We start from the raw sequence: 24,002 nt of genomic DNA on the forward strand, positions 1-24,002 counted from the left end.
CCGCACGGCGGCGCGTCGGACGCTGCTACAGTGCCGGACTCCGGCCCGGCGCACGGCTGTTCGACGCCGGGGAAGCCGCTGCGAGGAGAGTCCGCCCGTGGGGACAGTCGTCGACGACGCCGCCGCCGCGGAGTTCCACGCCTTCTTCGAGCGCCACTACGCGGAACTCTCCCGGCTCGCCCAGCTGCTGACCGGTGAGCCGGACGCCGCCGACGACCTCGCCGCGGACGCCCTGCTGGCCCTGTGGCACCGCTGGGACCGGGTCCGCGCGGCCGACCGTCCGGTGGCGTACGCGCGCGGTGTCGTCGCCAACCTCGCCCGCACCCGGGTCCGCACCGCCGTGCGGGAGCGCAGAAGGGTCGCCCTGTTCTGGTCGCAGCGCGAGGAGAGGACGGAGAACCCGGACGTCGCGGGTGTGGTGGACGTCCAGGAGGCACTGCGCCGACTGCCGTTCCGCAAGCGGGCGTGCGTGGTGCTGCGGCACGCGTTCGACCTCTCCGAGAAGGACACGGCGCTCGCCCTGGGCGTCTCGGTGGGTACGGTGAAGAGCCAGACGTCGAAGGCGATGGCCGAACTGCAGCGGTCACTCGGCACACGGACGGCTCCGAAACAGGTGCACGCGGCGATCGCGCGCAGCGGTGGGGCCGCGGGAAGGAACCGATGACCGGGCGGCGAGGTGTGGACGAGGAGCTGCGCGCCCGGCTGCACGAGGCGGCCAGGGCGCACGAGCCCGACCGGGCGCGCATCCTGACGCGGGTCGAGCGCGGCATGGCCGACCAGGGCCAGGCCCGCCCCGGCCGCCACGGGGCGATGCGTCCGCCGCTGCTGGGCTGGGCCCGGGTGGCCGGTGCCACGGCCGCGGTGGCGGGCGTCCTGGCGGTCGGCGGTTACGCGGTCGCGTCCGCGGTCAAGGACGACGCTCCCCCGCAGCGTGCGGTCGTCACCTCGCCGACCCCCACGCCGTCACCGGAGGCCGCCACCAGCCGGGCGCCCGCCCCGCCGGCCGACCCGACGCCGAGCGCCCCGCCCGGGACGGGGACCCCGGACACCCCCGCCTCCTCCCGGCCGCCGGCCGCGACCGGGGGCGCGACCGCCCGGCCGCCGGTCTCCGCCGTCGAGGACGGCCCGCTGTGGTCGGACGGCGCGGTGGACCCGCACAGCAACGACTTCTGGGCCCAGAGCAACATCACCCTGAGGACCGGTGAACCGCTGACCGCGCTCACCGTCGAGCTCCGGGTGGCGCAGACCGGCGGGGTCGCGTCCACCGGCGCCTGGCGGTCGCTGCCGGAGGAGGACTTCACGTTCACGGTCGAGGAGCGGGACGGTTCCCTCGCCTACCGGTGGACGCTCAAGCGGGGCCGCACGGTCCCGGCGGGCGAGTGGATGTTCGCCGGCCAGTACGACCACGACCGCGGCGGCCGGGACGCGGGCCGCGACCGGTACTCCGCGACGGCCACCGCCGGGTCCGAACGGCTCTCGGTGCGGGGCGACTTCACTCTTTCGTGAACAAGCCCCGAGGACGCGGCACCCCTCCCTCCCCGGGCGGTCGGGCCGGTGCGGCGAGGACCGACTCCAGCCATCCGAAGGCCTCGTCCTGCATGCGCAGCGGGAAGGCGTGGCCGACGTCCGGCCAGGTCTCGGTGCGCAGCCGGTCGGCGGCGCCGCGGGAGTGCCAGACGGCGCGCAGCCTGGCGTAGGCGGTGCGGACGCCCTCGGCGGTGAACAGGCGGTCCTGCTCGCCGCCGAGGAACAGCATCGGCCTGGGCGCGGCGATGCTCGCCACGTCGGGGAGGTCGAGGTACCGGGCGAGTCCGGGGTGCAGCATGTGGAACGCAGACTGCCCGCGCAGGGTGTTGTTGCCGGGCACCATCATCTCCTTCAGACCGGTCATCCAGCACACGCTCACCGCGGCGGCGACGAAGTCGCTGAGGGCGGCGGTCTGCCAGGCGCGGTAGCCGCCCATGGAGAAGCCGACGGCCGCGACCCGCCGGGCGTCCACGCGGTCGAGGGAGGCCAGGAAGCCGGCGGCGCGCTCGTCCTCGCGGGCCAGGAGCCCGGCGAGGGAACTGCCGAGGTGGAAGAGGTTGCCGGCCAGGGCCTGTTGCCGGGTGTAGGTGAGCGGTTCGCGGTCTCCCCAGCCCAGGGCGTCCGCGCAGAGCACGGCGTAGCCGCGCCCGGCCAGTTCGTCGCCGAGGAAGCGTCCGTCGAAGTGCCGGTCCGCCCAGTCCTCGGCGGCGGCGAGCCGGGAGTCGTCGTACCAGGGCCGGACCAGTTTCTCCTTGCCGATGTCGAAGCGGGAGCCGTGGTCGTGCAGGAGCAGGACGGCCGGGAAGGGCCCGGCGCCGTGCGGGGTGAGCAGGGCGCCGCGGACCCGCCCGTAGCGGGTGAGGGAGAGGGTGACCAGTTCCCGCGTGTATCCGTCGCCGTCCGAGCGGGCGGTGAACTCCGGGGCGTACGGCGTGTCGTCCTGCCGGCCCACGAGGAGGTGGTCCTCGACCGTCGCGCGGGCCGCCCGCCGCCACGCCTCGAAGTCGCGTTCCGGCGAGCTGCCCCAGGCGAGCGGGAAGGTCAGTTCGGCCCTGAGCGCCGGATGGAAGCCGGGCAGCGGACCGCTCGGGTCGTCGGGCAGGTCACCGGTGGCGGTCATACGGCCGCCAGTCGCCGAGGTACGCCTCCCGGGTGTGCGACGCGGCCTCGGCGCGGGTGAGCCGGGGCCGGTTCTCCGGGACGGTGACCGCGGCGCCGGGGCCGGTGTTGCGGTACTCCCGGAAGCGCTGCTCCTGCCAGGGGTGCGCGTCCCGCATGTTGGCGTAGGGCGCGACCGCGTCGATGCCCGCGCCGAGGTGGGTCTCGCGCACGGTGAGCATCGGGCGGGCGGAGGTGTCGGAGCTGGGCACCCAGGGGCGGGCCAGCTTGTAGTAGCCGTCGGGGGCCTCGCTGCTGACGCGGCCGCGCGTGACGAGGTAGCCGCGCGGGTTGGCGCCCGCCGTGGACGGGGCGAACACGAAGCCGTGGGGGGCGCCGGACAGGTCGGCGCGGACCAGGGTGCGGAAGTGGCAGCCCTCGTAGACGGCCGTCGCCCGGCCGAAGACGAAGTCGACGTCGCCCTCGACGTAGCAGTGGGCGTAGTACTGGTGGGCGAAGTGGCCGAGGTCGCGGGTGTCGGCGTAGAGGGTGTCCTGGTGGCCGAGGAAGCGGCAGTCGTGGAACGCCGAGCGGTCGCCCTGGACCTTGATCGCGACGGCCTGGGTGCCGGTGAAGCCGGGGTGGTCGGCGCGCAGCCAGTCGTTGGCGAAGGTGATCCGGCGGGCGGTGAAGCCGTCGGCCCGCACGGTGGTGGTGGCGGAGCCGCTGGTGCCGTAGGTGCCGGAGCCGTCCGGTTTGGGGGTGCCGGCCGCGTTGTCGAAGACGATGACGACGTCGCGGGGGTCCGCGCCGGCGCCGAGCCAGGTCGTTTCGGTGCGGTCGGCGTCGACGGAGACCGTCTCGCGGTAGGTGCCGGGGGCGATGACCAGTGTCCAGCCGGGGCCCTCGGCCGCGGTGACGGCGGCCTGTACGGAGGTGAAGTCGCCGCGTCCGTGCAAGTCGACGTACAGGGTCTTCGGGGTGCGGCGGGCGGCCGGGGAACCGTACCTGCCGAAGGGGCGCGGTCGGGTGCCGGCGACGGCGGGGCCTGCCGCGAGGCCGAGGGCGGCGCCCGCGCCGGCGGTCGTCAGGAGGAAGCCTCTGCGGGACAGGGCGGGTCGGTGCATGCCGGTGCTCCTTCGGGTGCGCTTGCGTGGCGGGTGCGGGAGGGCCGGGGCGGTGCGGGCGCCCCGGCCCTCGGTTCTGAGGGTCAGCGCAGGCGGCCGGCGCCCGCGCCGTGGTCGACGACGAAGGGGACCGCCCAGGCCGGGAGGACCTTGGTGCGCAGGGTGGGCGTCCAGCCCGCGCCGGACCGCAGGGGCGTGCCCGGGTTCGCCGCGTTGTGCGCGGCGATCAGGTCGGTGCCGCGGCCGTTGACGCGGTTGTGCGCGGCGGTGAGGGGCGAGTCGTTCCACCTCTTCAGCACCTTCGCGGGGCTGACGCCGTCCGGCAGGGTGAAGGCGTTGTGCTCGGCGACGAGCTGGGACTCCTTGCCGACGCCGAAGCTGTAGGCGTAGTCGTCGCCCGCCACGAAGTGGTTGTTGTAGACGTCGACCTGCCCGAACCGCACCCGCGGGGCGCGCTCGACGAGGTCCTTGAAGAGGTTGTGGTGGAAGGTCGTCCGCAGGTGCCCGCGGTCTCCGGCGGCGGTGGACTCGCTGTCGCTGTTGCCGATGAGGATCGTCTTGTCGTGCTCGGTGAAGACGTTCCAGGAGGCGGTGACGTAGTCGGCGCCGCGCACGATGTCGAGCTGGCCGTCGTGCTGCTGGTACAGCATGCCGAAGTAGGTGGGCGCCGCGCTGTCGGGGTGCTCGCCGTCGGTGAAGGTGTTGTGGTCCAGCCAGACGTGGGTGGAGCCGTACACGACGGCGCTGTCGTACTCGGAGTTCCAGTTGCCCTTGTCGCCGTCGGTGGGGTCCCACTGCGGGAAGCAGTCGACGGGGCTCTCGAAGGTCAGGTTGCGGACGATGACGTTGTCGACGCCCTTGATCTGGAGACTGGCGCCCTTGAGGCCGGCGTTGCGCCCGACGCCGATGATCGTGGTGTTCGCGGGGACGTTCGCCTTGATGGCCTGGTTCTGCCGGTCGGCGGAGATGCGGCGCAGTCCCTCGGGGCTGTCCTCGGGCTCGTCGCTCAGGTCGGTCTCCAGGCCCCAGCTCTGCGGGGAGTACTTCTCCAGGTAGGCGCCGAAGTCGTAGCCGGGCGCGGCGAAGGCGTCGCAGCCCTCGGAGACGGCGTCGATCGTGCCCTTCACCTTGATGATCCTGGGCGCGCTGCCGCCGGCGGCGAGGGCGGCCTTGAACTCGGCCCAGGTGGCGACGGTGTACACGTGCTCCGCGTCGGCGGCGGCCCCGCCGGTGGTGCCGGTGCCGTGGGAGGCCCAGCCGTCGTTGGCCGGCAGGGTCTGCCGGGCGGTGTCGCGGGGGTGGTGGTCGGGGCGGGCCTGCGCGGTGGTGCCGGTCAGGGTCAGTACGAGGGCGGTGCAGCCGGCCAGCGCGGCGGTTCGCTTTATGGCATGCTCATGCCATCTCGATGTGCTCATGGTGCGACTCTCCCTTTTCCGTGGGTCGGGGGTGCTACGCGGTGGCCGAGGCCGGCCAGTTGATCCAGGACTCGGGGATGTCCTCGTCCAGCCGGCGCACGTCCCGGTGCGCCAGCACCCGCGTGCGCTGCGATTCCCGCGCGACGAGCCGGGCGACGGCGATCGCGCCGGGCGGGTTGAAGTGGGTGTTGTCCTGCTCGGTGGCGGTCCAGTTGAAGTACGCCTTGGTGCCCTCGAAACCGAGCCGCTGCCACAGCGCGAGCGACAGCGCCTGTACGTCGAGCAGCGCCACCCCCTCCTGCCGCGCGAGCGCCCGCATCGCCGCCGGGTACTCCCCGTGGCTCGGCCGCGCGTCGCCCGCCGCGTCGAACCGGCGCCGCTCGACGGGCGTGGCCAGCACCGGCCGCGCCCCGCGGGCCCGGGCACCGTCGACGTACAGCCGGAGGTAGTCCTGGTACGTCGTCCAGGGCTCGGTGTAGCGGGTGGGGTCCTCGTCCTTCTCGTCGTTGTGCGCGAACTGGACGAGCAGGAGGTCACCGGGCCGGATCGCGTCGAGGACGGCGTCCAGCCGCCCTTCGTCGACGAAGCTCTTGGAACTGCGTCCGTTCACGGCGTGATTGGCCACACCGAGGCCCTTGCGGAGGAAGAACGGCAGCGCCATCCCCCACCCGGTCTCCGGCGCGGCGTCGGCGTACTTCTGCGCGGCGGTGGAGTCGCCGGCGATGTGCAGGGTGCGGGGGCGGTGTCCGCCGGCTCGGGCGGTGCCGGTGGCGGCGAACACGAGGGGAACAGCGGAAACGGCAGCCGAGGTGACCTGTCTGCGGGTGAGTGACACGCCGGAGCGCCTTTCGGGAGAGGGGGCGGACAGGGACGGCCCGCGGCCTGCGACACACGGGCCGCCCCACGGCGAAGCAGAGGACTAACCCATCTGCTCCGTCCACTCGGCCTGCGCCTCGTTCAGCTGCTCGGCCATCGTGTCGAGGAACGCCTTCGCGCTCATCTTGCCGAGCAGCACCTTCTGCAGGTTCGGCTCGTTGTCCGCCTTGGAGATCGTGTTCCAGTCCGGCAGGTAGTACGGCAGCTGGACGATGGTCGTCGACCCGTCGTTCAGCGCCTGGGCCGCCAGCTTCGTCGGCTCCGCCTTCTGGATCCACGCGGCCTTCGCGGCCTCCGTGTGCGACGGCACCTGCCCCGCCGACTCGTTGAACTTCGAGTTCTGCTCGGGCGAGGTGGCGAACTCGATGAACTTCCAGGCGGCCTCCTTGTTCTTGGAGCTCTTGAACACGCCGAGCCCGTCGACCGGGTTGGACACCTGGACCCGCTTGCCGGAAGCGCCGACCGGCTGCGGAATGCCGCGGAACTTCTCGACGCCGAGCGCCTTCACGTGATCCTGGTAGGAGCCCAGGTTGTGGTTGAGCATGCCGATCGTGCCGGAGTCCCACTGGGCGACCATCTTGGCGAAGTCGTTGTTGACGTCGGCGGCCGGCGTGGCCTTCTTGTAGAGGGCCGCGTACTTCTCCAGCGCCTCGACGTTCTTCGGGTCGTTGACGGTGGTCTTCTTCTTGCCGGCGTCCCAGAACGAGGTGATGCCGGACTGCCCGTACATCGCGTCGAGCGCCTGCGCGATGGAGCCGGAGCCGCCGCGGATGGTGTAACCGAACTCGTTCTTGTCCTCGTCGGTCAGCTTCTCCGCGGCCTCGTAGAACTTGTCCCACGTCGTCGGCGCGTCCAGCCCGGCCTTGTCGAACAGGTCGGTGCGGTAGTAGAGGACGCCGTTGTTCGCGGAGGTCGGCACCGAGTACAGCGTGCCGTCGCCGCCGCCGGCCGCCTTCAGGGACTCGACCATGTCCTTGTTGAGCTTGCCGCCGAGGGAGGACTTGGCGAGCCGGTCGTCCAGCGGCTCCAGGGCGTTCTGGGCCGAGAACCCGGCGAGCATCGCCGCGCCGACACCGCCGACGTCCGGCAGTCCGCCGCCCTGGATGGCGGTGTCGACCTTGGACTGGTACTCGGTGGCGGCGATCCCGACGTACTCCACGTCGATGTCCGGGTTCGCCTTCTCGAAGTCGGCGATGATCTGCTTCCAGACGGCCGTACGGATACCGCCGTTGTTGTCCCAGAAGACGATCTTTCCCTTGCCGCTGCCCTCGGCTCCCTTGTCGCCGCCCGCCCCGCTGCCGTCGTCACCGCAGGCGGTGGCGGTCAGCGCGAGCACGGCCCCCAGGGCGACGGCGGCGGAGGTCCGGCGCCTGCCTGTGCTTCTGCTGCTGCGCATGCTGATCTTCATTGGTCGGCTCTCTTCTTCTGGATCCAACGGAGGGTTGAACGGAGCGGTGAACGGAGCGGTGAACGGACTGGACACGTGGGGGAGTCAGTGGGTGCCGAGCTGCTTCCGCGGCCCCGAGAAGCGCTTGACCAGCGCCGGAACGGCGGCCGCCGGGTCGAGCCGGTAGTCGTAGAAGTCATCCGGTTCGAAGGCGTCGCCCCAGGCGTCGTGCCGGCCGGTCGTGTCCTTCAGGATCGATCCGCGCTGCACCAGTTCCGCGGTGGCGTCCGCCTGGTAGGGGTGCTGGACCCCGTCGTAGTAGCTGTTCTCGATGACCATCCGCGTCGCGCCGCGTGCCCAGTTCCCGTACGTCCACAGCGGGTCGCCGTCGGCCACCTGCGCGGAGAGGTAGTTGTTGTACAGGTGCGCGTAGGCGCAGTTGTCGGCGGACGGGTTGCGCTGCTTGGTGCCGGTGAACCAGTTGTGGTCGATGGTGATCTGGGTGCGGACGTTGTCCGTCCAGCCGATGCCGAGCGCCTTGTTGTGGTTCTCGAACCGGTTGTAGGAGACGGTGATGTACTCGCTGTCCCTGCGGATGTCGAGCAGGCCGTCGCCCATGTGCGTGAGGCGGTTGTGGTCGATCCAGACGTGGTGGACGGAGTCCATCTGGATCGCGTCGAAGTCGGTGGTCTTGCCGTCCCAGTCGCCCTCGACGTAGCTGTCGCGGATCGTGAGGTTGCGGATGATCACGTTGTGCGTGCCCGGATCGAGGTGCAGCTCGCCGTGGACGATCTCGCCCGTGTCGCCGACGCCGACGATCGTCTTGTCGGAGCCGACCACGATGTCCGCGCCGAAGGGCGCGACCGCGATCGAGCCCGCCACCCGGATGACGTACGGCTCCTCGGCCGCCGCGTACTTCGCCAGCGCGGCCTGGTCGGTGACGGTGACGACCCTGCCGCCCGCACCACCGGTGGTGCCGCCGGCCAGGGAGGCGAAGCCGTGCGCCCGGTCGGCCAGGCGCGGCGCCCCCGTCTCACGGGCCGGGGCGGCCTGTGCCTCCCCGACCGTCCCGAGGGCCAGGGCGGCGACCAGACCGAGGACGGTGGCCAGGATCCTGCCGGTTCCCGGCAGGCGCTCGCTACGGAGGTGCGTCATTGCGACTCCCAACAGGCGTACGGGTGGGGCTGGTCAACGGGGTCCGGTCCGGAACCGCGTGAAGGTGGCCGCGCCGGCGTCCCCCCGGCCGACGGGCGCGAGCGCGAACAGGCCGAGCAGGGCGCCGACCCAGCGCCACGGGGTGGCGGCGAAGACCTGGCCGGTGGGGCGCGGCCCGTCGCCGAGATCGTAGGAGAAGCGGCAGCGTGCCCCGGGGCCGGCCTCGATCCGCAGCCGTGCCCGGCCCTCGGGCGCGGGGCGGGGGTGGTCGGCGTCCCGCTCGGCCTCGGCCACCGGCTCGGCGAACCGGTGCACCAGGTGCACGGTCCCGTCCGCGCCCCGCTGGAGCCCGATCCAGCGGTAGGCGTCGCCGAGCACCGCGAGCCCGGCCCGCGCGCCCGGCTCCTCGCTGTCCAGGCGCAGCTCCACCTCGATGGCCGCGGGGTCGCCGGGCAGCCGCTGCGTGAGCACGTTCGGCAGTCTGCGCAGGTCGTGCGCGTCGGCCGAGCGGACGCAGGCGAGCCGCAGCCCGTCCCCGGAGTGCCGGGTGGCCCAGCCGTCGCGGGGGTTGGCCGTCCACGACCACTGGCGGCCGAACCGTCCGCCGGGGAAGTCGTCGTCGGTCGCGGGCGCGGCGGGCGGCTGCGGCGGCAGCGCGGGACGCGGGTGCTCGGTGACCGGGGCCCCGTCGTCGCCCAGCACCGGCCAGCCGTCCGGGCCCCACCTCATCGGCTGGAGGTGGACCACCCGCCCGTACGCGCCGCGCTGCTGGAAGTGCAGGAACCAGTCCTCGCCGGTCGCGGTGCGTACCCAGCCGCCCTGGTGGGGGCCGTTGACGTCGGTGTCCTTCTGCTCCAGGACGACCTTCTCCTCGTACGGCCCGAAGAAGTCGCGGGAGCGGAAGGCGCCCTGCCAGCCGGTCTCCACTCCCCCGGCGGGTGCCAGGATCCAGAACCAGCCGTCGTGCCGGTAGAGCTTGGGGCCCTCCAGGGTGAACCAGCCGGGGAGCCGGTCGGCGTCGACGATCACCTCGCCCTCGTCGAGGAGTCCGGTGCCGTCGGGGCGCATACGGTGGCCGGTGAGGCGGTTCTTGATCCCGGAGCGGGACCTGGCCCAGGCGTGCACGAGGTGGGCCTCGCCGGTCTCGTCGTCCCACAGGGGGCAGGGGTCGATCAGTCCCTTGCCGGCCTTCACCAGGTGGGGCGCGGTCCACGGGCCCCGGATGTCGGAGGCGTTGACCTGGAAGATCCCGTGGTCGGGGTCGCCCCAGAAGATCCAGAAGCGGCCCGCGTGGTGGCGCAGGGACGGGGCCCAGACGCCGCAGTCGTGGCGGGGCGTCGCGAACGCCTCCGCCGGCTCCAGGCGGTTCAGGGCGTGCCCGACCAGGGTCCAGTCGACCAGGTCGCGGGAGTGCAGGAGCGGCAGGCCGGGGACGCGGCCGAAGCTGGACGCGGTCAGGTAGAAGTCGTCGCCGACGCGCAGGACGTCCGGGTCGGACCAGTCGGCGTTCAGGACGGGGTTGGTGTACGTCTCCGAGGTCCCGGACGCGGTTTCGTGTGCGGGGTCGGACGCGGTCTCGTGTCCGGTCTCGGATGCGGTCCCTGAGGTCACGGGCTCACCGCCTTTCGTACGAGGGTGGTGGCGCCGTCGGCGTCGAGTCGGCCGTCGGCGACGACGGTGACGATCCGGCGGACGACGGTGTCGCCGGGGGCGACCGTCAGTCGTTCGTCGTACGCGAGGGAGGAACCGACGCCCGGGTACTCCTCGGTGCGCACGAACCACGGGTCGCGGCGGGTCTGCTCCGTGGCCCCGGCGAACACCAGCGACCAGGTGTCGCCGGTCAGGGCGAGCCAGTCGGCGCGGGTCCCGTGGATCTCCCGCTCGCCCTCGCGGTCGGCGGTGAGGACCCGAGGGGCCGCGCTCTCCTTGCGGGCGCGCCAGAAGAAGCCGCCGTAGGCGGCGCCGGGGCGCCCGTTGGTGGCGGGGCTGCCGATGGTGAGCGGGTCCGGGGTGACGTTGGTGAGGGAGAAGGTGAAGTCCAGCGCCCAGGCCGTGGCCGTGAGTCCGGTGGCCGCGACGGTGCGGCGCTCGCGCAGCAGCTCGGTGCCGGCGGCGACCCAGCGCAGCTCCTCGACGAGGCCGTCGGGGTCGCGGAGCTGGAAGGCGACGTGCCGCTGGGCGCCGTGGTTGTCCAGCTCGGTCGGGCCCCGGTCGCGGACGTAGGTGCGCCCGCCCCAGAAGTTGTGCCCCTCGACGTCGGGAACGGCGACACCGACGCCGAGGTGGTGGGGGTGGTCGGCGGGGCTGAACTCGGTGACGGCGGTGCCGGCCAGGGTGGTGACGGGGTGCAGGTAGGGGCGCGGGGAGAGCCGGGGCGGCAGTTCGGGCCGGGTGACGTACCGGGCGACGGGGCGGCCCGCCACGCGCAGCACCGGGGAGTCGTGGCCGGTCATCGGGTGCTCACCTCGCATCGCGGGTGCTCCGTGCGCGGCGCCCAGGGCGCGCCCAGTTCGGAGTAGAGGGAGAGGGTGTCGGCGGCGGCTGCCACGAAGGAGTCGACGCCGGGGACCACGCGGCGGCTCTCGCCGGGGACACGGCGCCAGGCGGCGTCGGGCAGCGGCTCCGGGTCGGGGGCCCGGCGGATCGCCTCCACGACCCGCATGAAGGCGCCCGTCTCGTCCGGCGGGACCAGCAGGGCGGCACCGGTGGTGAGGTGCGCGACCAGGTTCTCCAGCAGGTCGGTACGGCCGTGGTGGTACTCCTCGGGGCCGTGGCCGCCGCGCTGGAGCAGGACGCGGTCCTGCTTGTACCAGAAGGTGATGCGGCCGCTGCTGCCGTGCACCAGGACGTACGGCTCGTCGGGCCGCTCCGCGCACAGGGTCGCGGCGACGGTGACGCGACGGCCCCGGGTGGTGGTGACGCGGACGCAGGAGGTGTCGTCGGCCTCGATGTCGTTGGCGTGCGCCAGCTCGGTCTCGATGCCGGTGACGTCCTCGGCGCGGGTGCTGCCGCCGAGCGCGAGGGCGGTGGCGACGGCGTGGGCGAGGGGGTTGGTCAGCGCGCCGTCGATCACGTCGGCGCCGTCCAGCCGCCGCCGGCCCGCCCAGGGCGCCCGGCGGAAGTAGGCCTCGTCGCGCCCCCACGCCCCGGCCCCGCCGATGCCCAGCACCTCGCCGATCGCGCCCTCGGCGACCAGCGCGCGGACGGCCGGCACGGCGTGCGACCCCAGCGACTGGAACCCGATCTGGCAGGCGACGCCGGCCTCGGCGACCCCGTCGGCCATGCGGCGGAACTCCGCGTACGACGGAGCCGGTGGCTTCTCCAGCAGCAGGTGGACGCCCCGGCGGGCGGCGGTCAGCGCCAGGTCGGTGTGGGTGGGGATCGGCGTGCAGATCACGGCGATCCGGGCGCCGGTGGAGTCGAGCAGGGCGCCGAAGTCGGCGGACTGCTCGGGCACCTCCCCGCCGGCCTCCGCCTCGCTCAGCGGGGTCAGCTCGCAGATGCCGGCCAGCCGGACCAGTCCGGCCCGCTCCAGGCGGCGGATGTTGGCGATGTGCCAGCGGCCGTGGCCGCGGGCGCCGGCGAGGACTACGGGAACGGCGCTCACCCCTTCACCGCCCCCGCGCTGAAGCCGGTGATCAGCCACTTCTGGATGAAGGCGAACACGAGCACCACGGGCACGGCCGCGATGATGCCGCCGGCGGCGAGCGCCCCGAGGTCGACGCTGTCCGCGCTCATCAGGGTGTTGAGGCCGACCGGGATGGTCTGCTTGTCCTGGTTGTTGAGGAACATCAGGGCGAACAGGAAGTGGTTCCAGGAGTGCACGAAGGCGAAGGAGCCGACGGCGATCAGGCCCGGCCGCAGCAGCGGCAGGACGACGACTAGGAAGGCCCGCATCCGGCCGCAGCCGTCGACCCAGGCGGCCTCCTCCAGGGAGTACGGCACGTTCTTGATGAAGTTGCTGATCAGGATCATCGACAGGGGCAGCTGGAAGACCGTCTCGGCGATGATGACGCTGCCGAGCGAGTTGATCATCTGCAGTTCGGCGAAGATCTCGAAGAGCGGGACCAGCAGCAGTGCGCCGGGCACGAACTGGGAGCAGAGCAGGGCGAGCATGAAGGCCCGCTTGATCTTGAAGTCGAACCGGGCGAGGGCGTAGCCGCCGGTCAGGGCGACGAGCGTGGTCATCACCAGGGTCGCGAGCCCGACGTACACGCTGTTCTCGAAGAAGGTGCCGAAGCTCCGGTCGGTCCACACCTTCTCGAAGTGCTCGAAGGTCATCGGCCAGGGCACGAGCGAGGTCGAGCCCGCCGGGCGCAGCGCGAAGAGCAGGATCCAGTAGAACGGGATCAGGGTGAAGACCAGGTAGACGCCGAGCGGGAGATAGATCTGCCAGCGGGGGACCTCGTCCCAGGCGGGGCGGCGCTTCTTCGCCTGCCGCGGCGGCTCGTGGTCGGCCCGCGCGGGCGCGGGAGCGGGCGCGGTGGCCTCCTTGGTGATCACTTGTTCTCGCCTCCGAACTTGCTCAGCCGCAGATAGACGATCGAGCAGAAGAGCAGGATCACGAACGCGACCGTGGTGAGGGCCGACGCGTAACCGAAGTCGTGGGCGTCGACGCTGGTGTTGGCGATGTACAGCGGCAGTGTCGTGGTCACTCCCGCGGGTCCGCCGCCGGTCAGGGTGTAGAGCAGGTCGACGTTGTTGAACTCCCACACCGCGCGCAGCAGCGTGGACAGGATGATGGCGTCCTTCAGGTGCGGCAGTGTGATGTGCCAGAACTGCTTGAGCCGGCTCGCCCCGTCGACCTCGGCGGCCTCGTACAGGTCCTTCGAGACGGACTGGAGGTCGGCGAGGATGAGGATCGCGAAGAAGGGCACGCCGCGCCACAGGTCGGCGACGACCGCCGCGGAGAACACGGTCGAGGTGTCCGACAGCCAGCTGGTGCCGTAGTCGCCGATGCCCATGTCGGCGAGGTAACGGGTGATGCCGGTCTGGGAGTTGTAGAGCAGCACCCAGATCGCGGAGGTCAGCACGCCGGAGACGGCCCAGGGGGAGAAGACCAGGGCACGCCCGATGCCCCGGCCGACGAAGGTCTGGTTGACGATGAGCGCCAGGGCCAGGCCGAAGAGCAGTTGCAGTCCTACCTCGACGAAGACCCACTTGGCGCTGAAGACGAGGGTGTCCCAGAACATCGGGTCGTCGGTGAAGATCTTGACGAAGTTGTCGAAGCCCGCGAAGCCGTTCCGCCACGGCTTGGTGGGGTTGTACTCCTGCAGGCTGTAGTAGAAGACGCTGATGACCGGGTAGGCGATGAAGCCCAGCATCAGCAGGGCGGCCGGTGCGATCAGCAGGTACGGGAGCCTGCGCGGTGTGGCGGAGGCACGGCGCCGCCGGGGTGGCGCGGGCGGTTTCGCCACGGCTGCGGCTTGGGCCATGACAGTTCTCCGTTCTGGTACGTCGTGCGTGGGTCGTGCAGGAAGCGCTTTCTCTGCGTGCAGGGGTGTGCGGAGGTGTTCGTGTCGTGCGGGGTTCAGCCGGCGTACGGGTCCTGCACCCTGCCCGGGCGGGCCAGGAACTCGAAGTCACAGCCGGTGTCGGCCTGGGTGATCTGTTCGTTGTAGAGCGCGCCGTAGCCCCGCTCGTAGCGGGCGGGCGGTGGTGTCCACGCGGCCCTGCGGCGCTCCAGCTCCTCGTCGTCCACGTGGAGTCGCAGGGAGCGGCCCTCGACGTCGAGGGTGATCAAGTCGCCGGTGCGCACCAGGGCGAGCGGTCCGCCGACGTACGACTCGGGCGCCACGTGCAGGACGCACGCGCCGTAACTCGTGCCGCTCATGCGGGCGTCGGAGATCCGGACCATGTCCCGCACGCCCTGCTTGAGCAGGTGGTCGGGGATGGGCAGCATCCCGTACTCGGGCATGCCCGGGCCGCCCTTGGGGCCGGCGCCCCGCAGCACCAGCACGCTGTCCGCGGTGATGCCCAGGGCCGGGTCGTTGATGGTGCGCTGCATCGTCCGGTAGTCGTCGAAGACGACCGCGCGGCCGGTGTGCTCGAGCAGGTGCGGCTCGGCGGCGATGTGCTTGATGACGGCGCCGTCGGGGCAGAGGTTGCCGCGCAGGACGGCGACCCCGCCCTCGGCCGCGACGGGGTTGTCGCGGGTCCGGATGACGTCGTCGTTGTGGACGAGGGCGCCGTCCAGCTGCTCCCGCATCGTGTCGTGCGACACCGTGGGCCGGTCCAGGTGGAGCAGGTCGGTGATGCGGGAGAGGAAGCCGGGCAGGCCGCCGGCGAAGTGGAAGTCCTCCATCAGGTACGTCTGTCCACCGGGGCGGACGTTGGCCAGCACCGGGACCGTGCGGGCGATGCGGTCGAAGTCGTCGAGGGTGAGGGTGACCCCCGCGCGGCCCGCCATGGCGATCAGGTGGATCACGGCGTTGGTGGAGCCGCCGAGGCCGAGCACGGTGGTGACGGCGTCCTCGAAGGCGTCGGCCGTGAGGATGTCGCTCAGCTTGCGGTCCCGGTGGACCAGTTCGACGACGCGCAGACCGGCCGCCGCCGCCATCCGGTCGTGCCCGGAGTCGACGGCCGGGATGCTGGAGGCGCCCGGGACCGTGACGCCGAGGGCCTCGGCGGCTGCGGTCAGCGTGGACGCCGTACCCATCGTCATGCAGTGACCGGGCGAGCGCGCCAGGCCGCTCTCCAGTTCCTGCATCTCGCAGTCGCCGACGATGCCGGCCCGCTTGTCGTCCCAGTACTTCCACATGTCGGTGCCGGAGCCGAGGGTCTCGCCGCGCCAGTGGCCGGGGAGCATGGGCCCGGCGGGCACGAAGACGGCGGGCAGGTCGACGCTGGCGGCGCCCATGAGCAGGGCGGGGGTGGACTTGTCGCAGCCGCCCATCAGCACGGCGCCGTCGACCGGGTAGGAGCGCAGCAGCTCCTCGGTCTCCATGGCGAGCAGGTTGCGGTAGAGCATCGGGGTCGGCTTCTGGAAGGTCTCGCTGAGTGTGGAGACCGGGAACTCCAGCGGGAAGCCGCCCGCCTGCCAGACGCCCCGCTTGACCGCCTGGGCGCGGTCGCGCAGGTGGACGTGGCAGGGGTTGATGTCGGACCAGGTGTTGAGGATCGCGATGACCGGCTTGCCGAGGTGCTCCTCGGGCAGGTAGCCGAGCTGGCGGGTGCGGGCGCGGTGGCTGAAGGAGCGCAGGCCGTCCGTGCCGTACCACTGATGGCTGCGGAGCTGCTCCGGGGGCCTCACGCCGACCACCCCGCGGCTATGGCGGCGACCTCGGCCCGCTCGTCCTCGGGCAGCGGCTTGCTCGGCGGGCGGACCTCCCTGCGGCACAGGCCCAGCGAGGCGAGGGCCTCCTTGACCACGGTGACGTTGTTGGCGGAGCCGTTGGCGGCGCGCAGTTCCTCGAAGCGGCGGATCTGCTCCCAGACCTTCATCGCGGCCGTGTAGTCGCCGGACCGGAGCGCTTCGATCATGTTCAGCGAGACGGCCGGGGCGACGTTCACAAGACCCGAGGTGAATCCGGTGGCACCCGCGGAGAAGTACGAGGGCGCGTACGGCTCGGCCAGCCCCGCGATCCACACGAAGCGGTCGAGGCCGGCGTCGCGGGCGAAGGCGGCGAACCTGGCGGCGTCCGGGACGGCGTACTTCACGCCGATGACGTTGGGGCAGGCGTCGGCGAGTTCGGCGAGGCGGGCGCCGGTGAGCTGGGCGTTGCGGATGTAGGGCACGACGCCCAGCGCGGGTACGGCCTCGGCGATGGCGCGGTGGTAGTCGACCCAGCCGCCCTGGGAGACGTAGGGGTGGACGGGCTGGTGGACCATCACCATGGAGGCGCCCAGGTCCCGGGCGTGCCGCGCGGAGGCGACCGCGGTCGGCACGTCGTGGCCGACGCCGACCAGGACCTCCGCGCGGTCGTCGGCCTCCTCGATCGTCAGCTCGGTGACGAGGCGGCGCTCGGCCGGGGTGAGGGCGTAGAACTCGCCGGTGTTGCCGTTCGGGGTGAGGGTCGTGATGCCACCGTCGAGGAGACGACGCAGCAGGGCCCGGTGGATGGCGGGGTCGACGGTGCCGTCCTCGGCGAACGGGGTCACCGGGATCGCCACCACGTCGGCCAGGGCCGCCCGCTGGGTCTCGAACGTCGCTGTCATGCCTGACCGTCCTCTTCCTGGGCCGCCGTCCCCGCTTCGGGGAAGGCCCGCTCGACGAACGACGCGATGTGCGCGTGCAGGGCGCGGGCCGCGCCGTCCGCGTCACCGGCGAGGGCGAGGCGCAGGATCTCCTGGTGCTCGCCGGCCTCCCGCTCCCAGGAGGGGTCGGCGGCCCAGGCGACGGCGGAGACGAGGGCCGCCTGGTCGCGGACCTCGTCGAGCATCCGGCCGAGCAGCGGGTTGCCGCACGGCACGTACAGGGCGCGGTGGAACTCCCGGTTGGCGAGGGACCGTTCGGCGGTGTCCGTGGCCCGGTCGGCCCGGGTCAGCGCGTCGGTCGCCGCGTCCAGGGAGGCCCCGCGGCGCACCGCGCGCTTGAGCGCCTCGGGCTCCAGGAGCAGCCGGACGTCGTAGACCTCGCGCGCCATGTCCGCGTCCACCATGCGCACGGTGACGCCCTTGTACTGGTTCATCACCACCAGTCCGGTGCCGGCCAGCGTCTTGAGCGCCTCGCGCACCGGTGTCTTGGACACCCCGAACTGTGCGGCGAGGTCGGTCTCGACCAGGGCCTGACCGGGCGTCAGCCGGCCGGTGAGGATGCGGCGTTTGATCTCCTCCAGCACGTACTGCGTGCGGGAGGGGATCGGCGTGGGCACAGAGGTCATGCGCGCCTCTCGGAATCTCGCGTCGGATGCGCGTCTCGGATGCCGCGTGCCGGATCCGATGGGATCTCTCGCGTATCTGATCTCGCGTATCGCGTCTCATATATGACGTACGAAGTACGACGCGTTGAAGGTAAGAGGGGCGCGGGGCCACGTCAATGCTTCTGACAGAGGAAGTTGAGGTCGCGGTGCTCTCCCTAGGCGGGCCGCGTCCAGCCCGGGTCGCGCCCGCTCAGTCCCACGGCCCGGTCCAGCAGCGGGGCGTCGTCGGGAACGGGGACGACGGGGCCGAACATGCCGGCGTCCCGGTCGGGCTCCTCGGCGGCGGCGGAGAGCAGGCCGTACGACGCCTGGAGGGCGGCCGGGTCGGGGCGGTACTCCTGGCCGGTCGCGCGGGCCAGGTCCCAGCCGTGGATCACCAGTTCGTCGGCCACCACGGCACCGGCCACCTCGCCGGGCAGGTCGACGCCACCGGCCCGGGTCATGCCGCTCCAGGCTCCGGGGGCGCGCCATGCCTCGGCGAGCCGGCCGAGCACCTCGGCCAGTTCCTCGCGCCAGCCGGGCCCGATGTCCGGCACGGCCGCTTCGGGGCTGGTGTCGGTGGTGGCGCCGAGGTCCTTGCGCGCGGCGTCGCGGAAGGCGGTGGCCAGGCCGGTCAGATGGCCGAGCAGGTCGCGGACCGCCATGTCCGGGCACGGTGTCGGGTCCGCGAGCCGCGCGTCGCTCACACCGTCGGCGAGGCGTGCCAGGACCCGGACCTGCGGGCCGAGGTCGAGGGTGGGGGTGGTGGTGGGAGTGGGTGTGGCGGCGGTGATGGGAGTGGGGGCGTCGTGGGTCATCGGGTGCTCCTCGGGAACGCGTGGCCGGCTCTCTGCGGAGGTAGACCGATTCCGGCCGTGAAACTCATCGGCCGCCGCACCGGCCGCTGAGGCACCTGCCCGATGCCCGCCCCTCCGCCTTAGATCCACGATGACCAGGCATGACGCCAAGGAACGCACAGACGAGGAAGACGACGCGCGGGGCCTGGCCCGTGGTCCGCGTCCTGCGCGACCGCGACGCGGGCCTGTATCTCGCCGGGGTGGTGGTGTCCGGCTTCGGCACCTCGGCGCTGTGGCTGGCCTCCGGTGTCTGGGTGAAGGACCTCACCGGCTCGGACGGACTCGCGGCGCTGTGCATGCTCGCCATGTGGGCGCCGACGCTGGTGGGCCCGGTGCTGGGCACGCTCGCCGACCGCGTCCGCCGCAGGCCGCTGCTGATCGCCACCAACCTGCTGCTGGCCGTCCTCCTGCTCTCCCTCTTCGCCGTGGACTCGCCGGACGCGCTGTGGCTGCTGTTCGCGGTCCTGTTCGTGTACGGCGCGGCGGGCGTCGTCCACGACGCGGCCGAGTCGGCACTCGTCGCCGCGGTCGTCGGCCCTCGCCTGCTCGGCGACTTCAACGGGCTGCGCATGACCGCGGGCGAGGGCCTGAAGCTGGTGGCGCCGCTGGCGGGGGCGGGCGTCTACGCGGCGTACGGCGGCGCGAGCGTGGCGGCGCTGGACGCGGCGACGTTCGTGCTGGCCACGGGGTTGTACGCCGCCCTGCGGGTACGGGAGGCACCGCCGGGGCGCCCCGCGGCGAACTGGCGGCGGCGGACGGCCGAGGGCGCCCGGTACCTGTGGGGGCGCCCGCGGCTGCGCCCGCTCGTCGTCGCGGGCGGCGTCATGATGCTGTGCGCGGGCGTCTGCGGGCCCACGGTGTACGCCGTGGTCGAGTCCCTCGGGCACTCCCCCGCGTACGCCGGTGTGCTGTACGCCTGCCAGGGCGCCGGCTCGGTGGCGGTCGGCCTGCTGGCCGGGCCCGCCCTGCGGCGACTGGGCGAGCGGCGGTTCGCGGCGGCCGGGATCGCACTGCTGGCGGTGGCGGTGGCGGTGCGGGCCGTTCCGTACGACGCGGTGGCCCTGGCGTCCGGTGCGGCGGCCGGAGCGGGGATGCCGGCGGTGCTGATCGCCGCCCTGACCGCCGTCCAGCACGAGACGCCGGGGCCGCTGCTGGGCCGGGTCACGGCGACGGCCAACTCCCTGATCTTCCTACCGAACGTGCTCGGACTGGCCGCGGGCGCGGCACTGGTCGAGACGGTCGGGCTGCCGCTGCTGCTGCCGACGCTGGGCGGCGTCCTGCTGGCGACGGCGGTGGCACTCGTGGCGGCTCCCCGCACCCCCTCGGGTACCTGCGCCGGACGCCCCTGAAAGGGGCGCGGGGAACCGCGCGACCGGCCCCCACCGACCCGCAGCCGAAACACGACGTCCAGTCCTCACCGGCCCGCAGCCGGACCCCGACGTCCCGCCCCGCCCCCGTCCCGCTCACCTCACCCGCAGCCCCGCCCGCACCCCCTCCAGGTCCGCGTCCGACGCCAGCCCCGCGTGGTACAGCCGCAGTTCCGTCGCACCCAGTTCGCGCGCGCGGGCGGCGTCGGCCGCGAGCGCGTCCGGTCTGCCGCCCATGCCGGAGACCACGGTGAGGTTGGCGGCGAGTACGGCCCCGGCGCGGCCCTGCTCGGCGAAGGGCGTCAGCAGGCCCGCGCCGCCCGTGCAGGGCACGATCACGCCGTCCGCGACGGACAGGATGTGCGCGGGGTCCACGCCGGCGTTGGCGCCGCAGTGGTACGAGACGGGGTCGGCGTGCAGCAGGACCTGGAAGCCGTCGGGCGCGGCGGCGCGTACGGCCGCGACCGCCGCCTCCTGGAGCGTGCGGGCGGTCTCGTCCCGCCACGCGCGCGTGGCGTTCGCCGGCGCCTCGCCGAGCAGCTTCGCCACGCCCGCCCAGCCCCCGTCCGACGGCACCGCTCCCCGCCACACCGGTTCGAGCGCGGCGCGCACGGCGGCGGCCAGTTCGTCGGGGTCGAGGCCCTGACCGCCGTAACCCGCCCGGCAGTCCGGGCAGAAGCACAGTGACATCAGGTACTGCCCGGCGTCCCCGAGGCCGACTCCGCCGGTCTTGTCGTGGGCGTGCAGGTGGGCGAGCCCGTACCAGCCGAGGGACTCCAGTTCGGTGCCGCGCGCCCCCGGCCGCACCGCCGCCTCGGCGGCCAGGTCGGTGAGGTACGCGCGCGTGGCGGGCTGCGCGATACAGGGCGCCCATGGGTAGCGGTCGCCGTAGGCGTTGACGACGGAAGTGCGCGGACGCTCGGCGCCGAGGCGGGAGTTGTGGGCGAGGACGACCCAGGTGTGCACGTCCAGGCCCGCGTCCGCGAGGGCGGCGGCGGCCTCGCCCCAGGCATCGCCGGGCGCCCAGTCACCGGCCTCGTACGGGCGCAGGTCCCGTCCCTCCCAGCGGGCGTCCGGCGGGTAGAGGACGGCGGCGTACTCGGCGGTGACGACGCGGTGGCGCGGGTGACGGGGGGTGAGGGCGCGGGTGGAGTGGTAGGCGGCGGCGAGCGTCACCTGCCCGACGCCGGTTCCGGCGAGGAACTCCGGCGCCGACGGGTCCCCGTTGACGTCCCAGGGGTAGACGAACGCCGACGCCCTCATTTGCGGCCCTCCTCGTCGAGCAGCGCGTAACCCCGCTCGATCAGCCGCGCGAGTTGCTTCACATGGTCCTCGGTCGGCTCCTGCAACGGCGGCCGCACCTCCCCCACGTCCAGCCCGCGCAGCCGTACGCCCGCCTTGACCAGGGCGACGGCGTACCCGCGGCCCTGTGCGCGCAGTTCGACGAACGGCCGGTAGAAGCCGTCCAGCAGGCGGTGCGCGACGGCGTCGTCGCCCGAGCGGAGCGCCCGGTGGAAGGCGAGGGCGATCTCGGGGGCGAAGCAGAACGCGGCGGACGAGTAGAGGGTGACGCCGAGCGCGCGGTAGGCGAGCTGCGTCTGCTCGGCGGTCGGCAGCCCGTTGAAGTAGAGGAACTCGTCGCCGGGCGCCTCGGTGCGCACGGCGCTGATGATCCGCTGCATGAGGTCGAGGTCGCCGAGCCCGTCCTTGAGGCCGACGATCCCGTCCGTGCGGGCCAGTTCGACCACGCTCTCCGGCGTGAACACGGCGTTGTCGCGCTGATAGACGATCACCGGCAGGGAGGTCGCCGCGGCCACCTCCCGGTAGTGCCGGACCAGCCCCTCCTGCCCGGCGAGCACGAGGTACGGCGGCATGGCGAGCAGCCCGTCGGCGCCGGCCTCCTCGGCGAGGCGGGCGTAGCGCACGGCGAGGGCGGTGCCGTAGCCGGCGCCCGCCAGGACGGGCACCCGCCCCGCGGCCTCCTCGACGGCCGCCCGGACGCAGGCCTGGAACTCCTCCGGGGTGAGCGCGTGGAACTCGCCGGTGCCGCAGCAGGCGAACACGGCGGCGGCTCCGGCCTCGATCCCGCGGCGCACGTGCGTACGGAAGGCGTCGAGGTCGGCCTCGCCGCCGGGGCCGTAGGCCGTGACGGGGAAGAACAGCGGACCGCTGGGGGTGGTGAGCCGGGCGGCGAGAGGGGCTGAGGTCACGGGCGCTCCCCATTCCATGTGTAAGGCCTGCGTCTGCGAGACCTGCATCATATTCGTGATCTGCGTCTACATTTCTGAACGCAACCACGCTAAGCCGCCCCGCGAACACCGTCAAGCAGGCCGCCTCTTGACGGGCCACCACCCGTTCTTTAGCGTGTCCACGCATATGAACGGCAGGCGCCCATACGCACGGCCGCCGGTTCAGGAGACCCACAGGAGACCTAGGAGTCCCGAGGATGCCCGCTCCCCGCACCGTCCTGCTCACCGGCGCCGCCGGCGGCCTCGGCACCCTGATGCGGGACCTGCTTCCCGACCACGGGTACACGCTGCGCCTGCTCGACCTGCGCCCGATCGAGGGCGAGCCGGACGCCGTGGTCGCCGATCTCGCCGACCGGGCGGCCGTGCGCGAGGCGGTCCGCGGCGTCGACGCGATCATCCACCTCGCGGGCATCTCCCTGGAAGCCCCGTTCGAGAAGATCCTGAAGGCCAACATCGAGGGGACGTACAACCTCTACGAGGCCGCGCGCGAGGAAGGCATCCGGCGCGTCGTCTTCGCCTCCTCCAACCACGCCGTCGGCTACACCCCGCGCCCCCAGGGCGACGACCCCCTCATCCCGGTCGACACCCCGCGCCGCCCGGACACCTTCTACGGCCTGTCCAAGTCCTTCGGCGAGGACCTCGCCCAGTTCTACTGGGACAAGCACGGCATGGAGACCGTCTCGGTCCGCATCGGCTCCTGCTTCCCCGAGCCGACCAGCGTGCGCATGCTCTCGGTGTGGATGAGCCCCGCCGACGGCGCCCGCCTCTTCCACGCCGCCCTGACCGCCGAGAACGTCGGGCACACCGTCGTCCACGGCTCCTCCGCCAACACCCGCCTGTGGTGGGACCTCACCTCCGCGCGGGCGCTCGGTTACGAACCGCGGGACGACTCCGAGTCGTATGCCGAGAAGCTCGTCGCCGAGCAGGGCGACCTCGACCCGGACAACCCGGCGCACGCCTGCCTCGGCGGCCACTTCGTGACCGACCCCCCGATCTGGCCGTACTGACCAAAAACCGATCGATCACGAGGCGGGCGGGCACCGAACGGGCCCGCCCGCCTCCGCATGCGGGCATCCGTGTTGCCCGTTCTCACGCCCCGCCCCGCCGCCTCCCAGGTCCGTGACGGGCACCCGGCGACCGGAACGGGCACAAGCGGGCAGTATCGGATCCGCAACAGGCCTGGTCAGTGCCGCGCGGCCGCTGTAGAACTTCCCCCATGGCCCTCACGGGCCCGAACGGGCAAGGACACGGCGACGAGGCGGTGAGGCAGGTGTTCGGCATGGGCACGAGGACGACGGAAGAACGCCGGCACGAGATCGTGCGGCTCGCCCGCGCCACCGGCTCGGTCGACGTCACCGCGCTCGCGGCCGACCTGGGCGTCGCGAAGGAGACGGTGCGACGGGACCTGCGCGCCCTGGAGGACCACGGCCTGGTCCGCCGCACCCACGGGGGCGCCTACCCCGTGGAGAGCGCCGGGTTCGAGACCACGCTCGCCTTCCGCGCCACCAGCCACGTGCCCGAGAAGCGCCGGGTCGCCGCCGCGGCGGCCGAACTGCTCGGCGACGCGGAGACGGTCTTCGTCGACGAGGGCTTCACCCCCCAGCTCATCGCCGAGGCCCTGCCCCGGGACCGGCCGCTGACCGTGGTCACCGCGTCCCTGCCGGTCGCCGGCGCGCTCGCCGAGGCCGGCGACATGTCCGTCCTGCTGCTCGGCGGCCGGGTCCGCTCGGGCACGCTGGCCACCGTGGACCACTGGACGACGAAGATGCTGGCCGGCTTCGTCATCGACCTGGCGTACATCGGCGCCAACGGCATCTCCCGCGAACACGGCCTCACCACCCCCGACCCGGCGGTCAGCGAGGTCAAGACCCAGGCCATCCGCGCCGCCCGCCGCACCGTCTTCGCGGGCACGCACACCAAGTTCGGGGCGGTCAGCTTCTGCCGGTTCGCGGAGGTCGGCGCCCTGGAGGCGATCGTCACCAGCACGCTGCTGCCCACGGCCGAGGCGCACCGCTACTCGCTGCTCGGGCCGCAGATCATCCGCGTCTGAGAACAACACGCACGTCCCCCGCAGGGCGCCCTTTCGCCCCGCACTGCCCCATAC

21 protein-coding genes and 1 pseudogene are annotated in these 24,002 nt (G+C 72.9%); 5 read left to right on the forward strand and 17 right to left on the reverse strand.

The window, feature by feature from the left end; translation table 11 throughout:
- Positions 1–97: 97 nt before the first annotated feature.
- Positions 98–664: a SigE family RNA polymerase sigma factor gene (locus tag ACIQ6R_RS08440; protein ID WP_404185383.1), complete on the forward strand. Its 567-nt coding sequence runs from the start codon at positions 98–100 to the stop codon at positions 662–664.
- Positions 661–1,506, forward strand: a complete 846-nt coding sequence (locus ACIQ6R_RS08445; protein ID WP_404219739.1) for a hypothetical protein — start codon at positions 661–663, stop codon at positions 1,504–1,506. The genes ACIQ6R_RS08440 and ACIQ6R_RS08445 overlap by 4 nt, the downstream gene beginning before the upstream one ends.
- On the opposite strand, the gene ACIQ6R_RS08450 is transcribed toward ACIQ6R_RS08445, so the two are convergent.
- The 15 genes and pseudogenes from ACIQ6R_RS08450 to ACIQ6R_RS08520 all read right to left on the reverse strand — a co-directional run bounded on the left by ACIQ6R_RS08450 (position 1,493) and on the right by ACIQ6R_RS08520 (position 18,243).
- A complete protein-coding gene (locus tag ACIQ6R_RS08450) occupies positions 1,493–2,647 on the reverse strand; it encodes a dienelactone hydrolase family protein (RefSeq protein ID WP_404219741.1) in 1,155 nt (384 codons plus the stop codon). The genes ACIQ6R_RS08445 and ACIQ6R_RS08450 overlap by 14 nt on opposite strands.
- The gene (locus ACIQ6R_RS08455) at positions 2,631–3,752 is read right to left on the reverse strand and encodes a pectinesterase family protein (protein WP_404219743.1); all 1,122 of its coding nucleotides are present in this window, start codon (positions 3,750–3,752) and stop codon (positions 2,631–2,633) included. Before ACIQ6R_RS08455 ends, ACIQ6R_RS08450 begins: the two co-directional genes overlap by 17 nt.
- Positions 3,753–3,835: 83 nt before the next feature.
- On the reverse strand, positions 3,836–5,167 hold the full coding sequence (locus ACIQ6R_RS08460) for a polysaccharide lyase family 1 protein (protein WP_404219745.1): 1,332 nt from the start codon (positions 5,165–5,167) through the stop codon (positions 3,836–3,838).
- A gap of 34 nt (positions 5,168–5,201) precedes the next feature.
- Complete coding sequence (locus ACIQ6R_RS08465) at positions 5,202–6,002, reverse strand: rhamnogalacturonan acetylesterase (RefSeq protein WP_404219747.1); 801 nt, start codon at positions 6,000–6,002, stop codon at positions 5,202–5,204.
- An 84-nt stretch (positions 6,003–6,086) separates the two neighbouring features.
- Complete coding sequence (locus ACIQ6R_RS08470) at positions 6,087–7,451, reverse strand: ABC transporter substrate-binding protein (RefSeq protein WP_404185401.1); 1,365 nt, start codon at positions 7,449–7,451, stop codon at positions 6,087–6,089.
- A gap of 90 nt (positions 7,452–7,541) precedes the next feature.
- Positions 7,542–8,585 (reverse strand): annotated as a pseudogene (locus ACIQ6R_RS08475) (polysaccharide lyase family 1 protein); the annotation flags it as partial.
- Positions 8,586–8,618: 33 nt separating this feature from the next.
- Positions 8,619–10,196, reverse strand: coding sequence for a family 43 glycosylhydrolase (locus tag ACIQ6R_RS08480; RefSeq protein WP_404219749.1), 1,578 nt, complete (start codon positions 10,194–10,196; stop codon positions 8,619–8,621).
- Positions 10,193–11,038 carry a PmoA family protein gene (locus ACIQ6R_RS08485; RefSeq protein ID WP_404219751.1) on the reverse strand — a complete coding sequence of 282 codons (846 nt, stop codon included), beginning with the start codon at positions 11,036–11,038 and terminating at the stop codon, positions 10,193–10,195. The genes ACIQ6R_RS08480 and ACIQ6R_RS08485 overlap by 4 nt, the downstream gene beginning before the upstream one ends.
- A complete protein-coding gene (locus ACIQ6R_RS08490; protein ID WP_404219753.1) occupies positions 11,035–12,192 on the reverse strand; it encodes a Gfo/Idh/MocA family protein in 1,158 nt (385 codons plus the stop codon). The genes ACIQ6R_RS08485 and ACIQ6R_RS08490 overlap by 4 nt, the downstream gene beginning before the upstream one ends.
- Positions 12,189–13,088, reverse strand: coding sequence for a carbohydrate ABC transporter permease (locus tag ACIQ6R_RS08495; protein WP_404185413.1), 900 nt, complete (start codon positions 13,086–13,088; stop codon positions 12,189–12,191). Before ACIQ6R_RS08495 ends, ACIQ6R_RS08490 begins: the two co-directional genes overlap by 4 nt.
- Positions 13,085–14,020, reverse strand: coding sequence for a carbohydrate ABC transporter permease (locus tag ACIQ6R_RS08500; protein ID WP_375923626.1), 936 nt, complete (start codon positions 14,018–14,020; stop codon positions 13,085–13,087). Before ACIQ6R_RS08500 ends, ACIQ6R_RS08495 begins: the two co-directional genes overlap by 4 nt.
- Before the next feature lie 95 nt (positions 14,021–14,115).
- A complete protein-coding gene (gene araD, locus ACIQ6R_RS08505; protein ID WP_404219755.1) occupies positions 14,116–15,846 on the reverse strand; it encodes an L-arabinonate dehydratase in 1,731 nt (576 codons plus the stop codon).
- Positions 15,834–16,742, reverse strand: a complete 909-nt coding sequence (locus ACIQ6R_RS08510; protein WP_404219757.1) for a dihydrodipicolinate synthase family protein — start codon at positions 16,740–16,742, stop codon at positions 15,834–15,836. The genes araD and ACIQ6R_RS08510 overlap by 13 nt, the downstream gene beginning before the upstream one ends.
- Positions 16,739–17,407, reverse strand: coding sequence for a GntR family transcriptional regulator (locus tag ACIQ6R_RS08515; RefSeq protein WP_404185424.1), 669 nt, complete (start codon positions 17,405–17,407; stop codon positions 16,739–16,741). Before ACIQ6R_RS08515 ends, ACIQ6R_RS08510 begins: the two co-directional genes overlap by 4 nt.
- Before the next feature lie 194 nt (positions 17,408–17,601).
- Positions 17,602–18,243, reverse strand: coding sequence for a TIGR03086 family metal-binding protein (locus tag ACIQ6R_RS08520; RefSeq protein ID WP_404219759.1), 642 nt, complete (start codon positions 18,241–18,243; stop codon positions 17,602–17,604).
- A gap of 140 nt (positions 18,244–18,383) precedes the next feature.
- Here ACIQ6R_RS08520 and ACIQ6R_RS08525 point away from each other — a divergent pair, with 140 nt between their 5' ends.
- Complete coding sequence (locus ACIQ6R_RS08525) at positions 18,384–19,631, forward strand: MFS transporter (RefSeq protein WP_404219761.1); 1,248 nt, start codon at positions 18,384–18,386, stop codon at positions 19,629–19,631.
- Between the two features lie 114 nt (positions 19,632–19,745).
- On the opposite strand, the gene ACIQ6R_RS08530 is transcribed toward ACIQ6R_RS08525, so the two are convergent.
- The gene (locus ACIQ6R_RS08530) at positions 19,746–20,912 is read right to left on the reverse strand and encodes a hypothetical protein (RefSeq protein ID WP_404219763.1); all 1,167 of its coding nucleotides are present in this window, start codon (positions 20,910–20,912) and stop codon (positions 19,746–19,748) included.
- The gene (locus ACIQ6R_RS08535) at positions 20,909–21,859 is read right to left on the reverse strand and encodes a 5-dehydro-4-deoxyglucarate dehydratase (RefSeq protein WP_404185436.1); all 951 of its coding nucleotides are present in this window, start codon (positions 21,857–21,859) and stop codon (positions 20,909–20,911) included. Before ACIQ6R_RS08535 ends, ACIQ6R_RS08530 begins: the two co-directional genes overlap by 4 nt.
- Positions 21,860–22,095: 236 nt before the next feature.
- On the opposite strand from ACIQ6R_RS08535, the gene ACIQ6R_RS08540 reads away from it, so the two are divergent.
- Both ACIQ6R_RS08540 and ACIQ6R_RS08545 read left to right on the forward strand, forming a co-directional pair.
- Positions 22,096–22,905, forward strand: coding sequence for an NAD-dependent epimerase/dehydratase family protein (locus ACIQ6R_RS08540; RefSeq protein WP_404219765.1), 810 nt, complete (start codon positions 22,096–22,098; stop codon positions 22,903–22,905).
- A 272-nt stretch (positions 22,906–23,177) separates the two neighbouring features.
- Positions 23,178–23,948 (forward strand): DeoR/GlpR family DNA-binding transcription regulator, encoded by a 771-nt coding sequence (locus ACIQ6R_RS08545; RefSeq protein ID WP_404185531.1) that lies wholly within the window; start codon positions 23,178–23,180, stop codon positions 23,946–23,948.
- Positions 23,949–24,002: the final 54 nt, after the last annotated feature.

Source organism: Streptomyces sp. NPDC096048, assembly GCF_044763415.1.
Taxonomy (GTDB): Bacteria; Actinomycetota; Actinomycetes; order Streptomycetales; family Streptomycetaceae; genus Streptomyces.

Excerpts from the sequence above, each read along its gene's own strand:
- ACIQ6R_RS08525 (WP_404219761.1), top strand. The coding sequence starts at position 18,384 with ATGACGCCAAGGAACGCACAGACGAGGAAGACGACGCGCGGGGCCTGG.
- ACIQ6R_RS08540 (WP_404219765.1), top strand. The coding sequence starts at position 22,096 with ATGCCCGCTCCCCGCACCGTCCTGCTCACCGGCGCCGCCGGCGGCCTC.
- ACIQ6R_RS08485 (WP_404219751.1), bottom strand. The coding sequence starts at position 11,038 with ATGACCGGCCACGACTCCCCGGTGCTGCGCGTGGCGGGCCGCCCCGTC.
- ACIQ6R_RS08545 (WP_404185531.1), top strand. The coding sequence starts at position 23,178 with ATGGGCACGAGGACGACGGAAGAACGCCGGCACGAGATCGTGCGGCTC.
- ACIQ6R_RS08460 (WP_404219745.1), bottom strand. The coding sequence starts at position 5,167 with ATGAGCACATCGAGATGGCATGAGCATGCCATAAAGCGAACCGCCGCG.
- ACIQ6R_RS08445 (WP_404219739.1), top strand. The coding sequence starts at position 661 with ATGACCGGGCGGCGAGGTGTGGACGAGGAGCTGCGCGCCCGGCTGCAC.
- ACIQ6R_RS08515 (WP_404185424.1), bottom strand. The coding sequence starts at position 17,407 with ATGACCTCTGTGCCCACGCCGATCCCCTCCCGCACGCAGTACGTGCTG.
- ACIQ6R_RS08450 (WP_404219741.1), bottom strand. The coding sequence starts at position 2,647 with ATGACCGCCACCGGTGACCTGCCCGACGACCCGAGCGGTCCGCTGCCC.
- ACIQ6R_RS08455 (WP_404219743.1), bottom strand. The coding sequence starts at position 3,752 with ATGCACCGACCCGCCCTGTCCCGCAGAGGCTTCCTCCTGACGACCGCC.
- ACIQ6R_RS08500 (WP_375923626.1), bottom strand. The coding sequence starts at position 14,020 with ATGGCCCAAGCCGCAGCCGTGGCGAAACCGCCCGCGCCACCCCGGCGG.
- ACIQ6R_RS08470 (WP_404185401.1), bottom strand. The coding sequence starts at position 7,451 with ATGAAGATCAGCATGCGCAGCAGCAGAAGCACAGGCAGGCGCCGGACC.
- ACIQ6R_RS08510 (WP_404219757.1), bottom strand. The coding sequence starts at position 16,742 with ATGACAGCGACGTTCGAGACCCAGCGGGCGGCCCTGGCCGACGTGGTG.
- ACIQ6R_RS08520 (WP_404219759.1), bottom strand. The coding sequence starts at position 18,243 with ATGACCCACGACGCCCCCACTCCCATCACCGCCGCCACACCCACTCCC.
- ACIQ6R_RS08530 (WP_404219763.1), bottom strand. The coding sequence starts at position 20,912 with ATGAGGGCGTCGGCGTTCGTCTACCCCTGGGACGTCAACGGGGACCCG.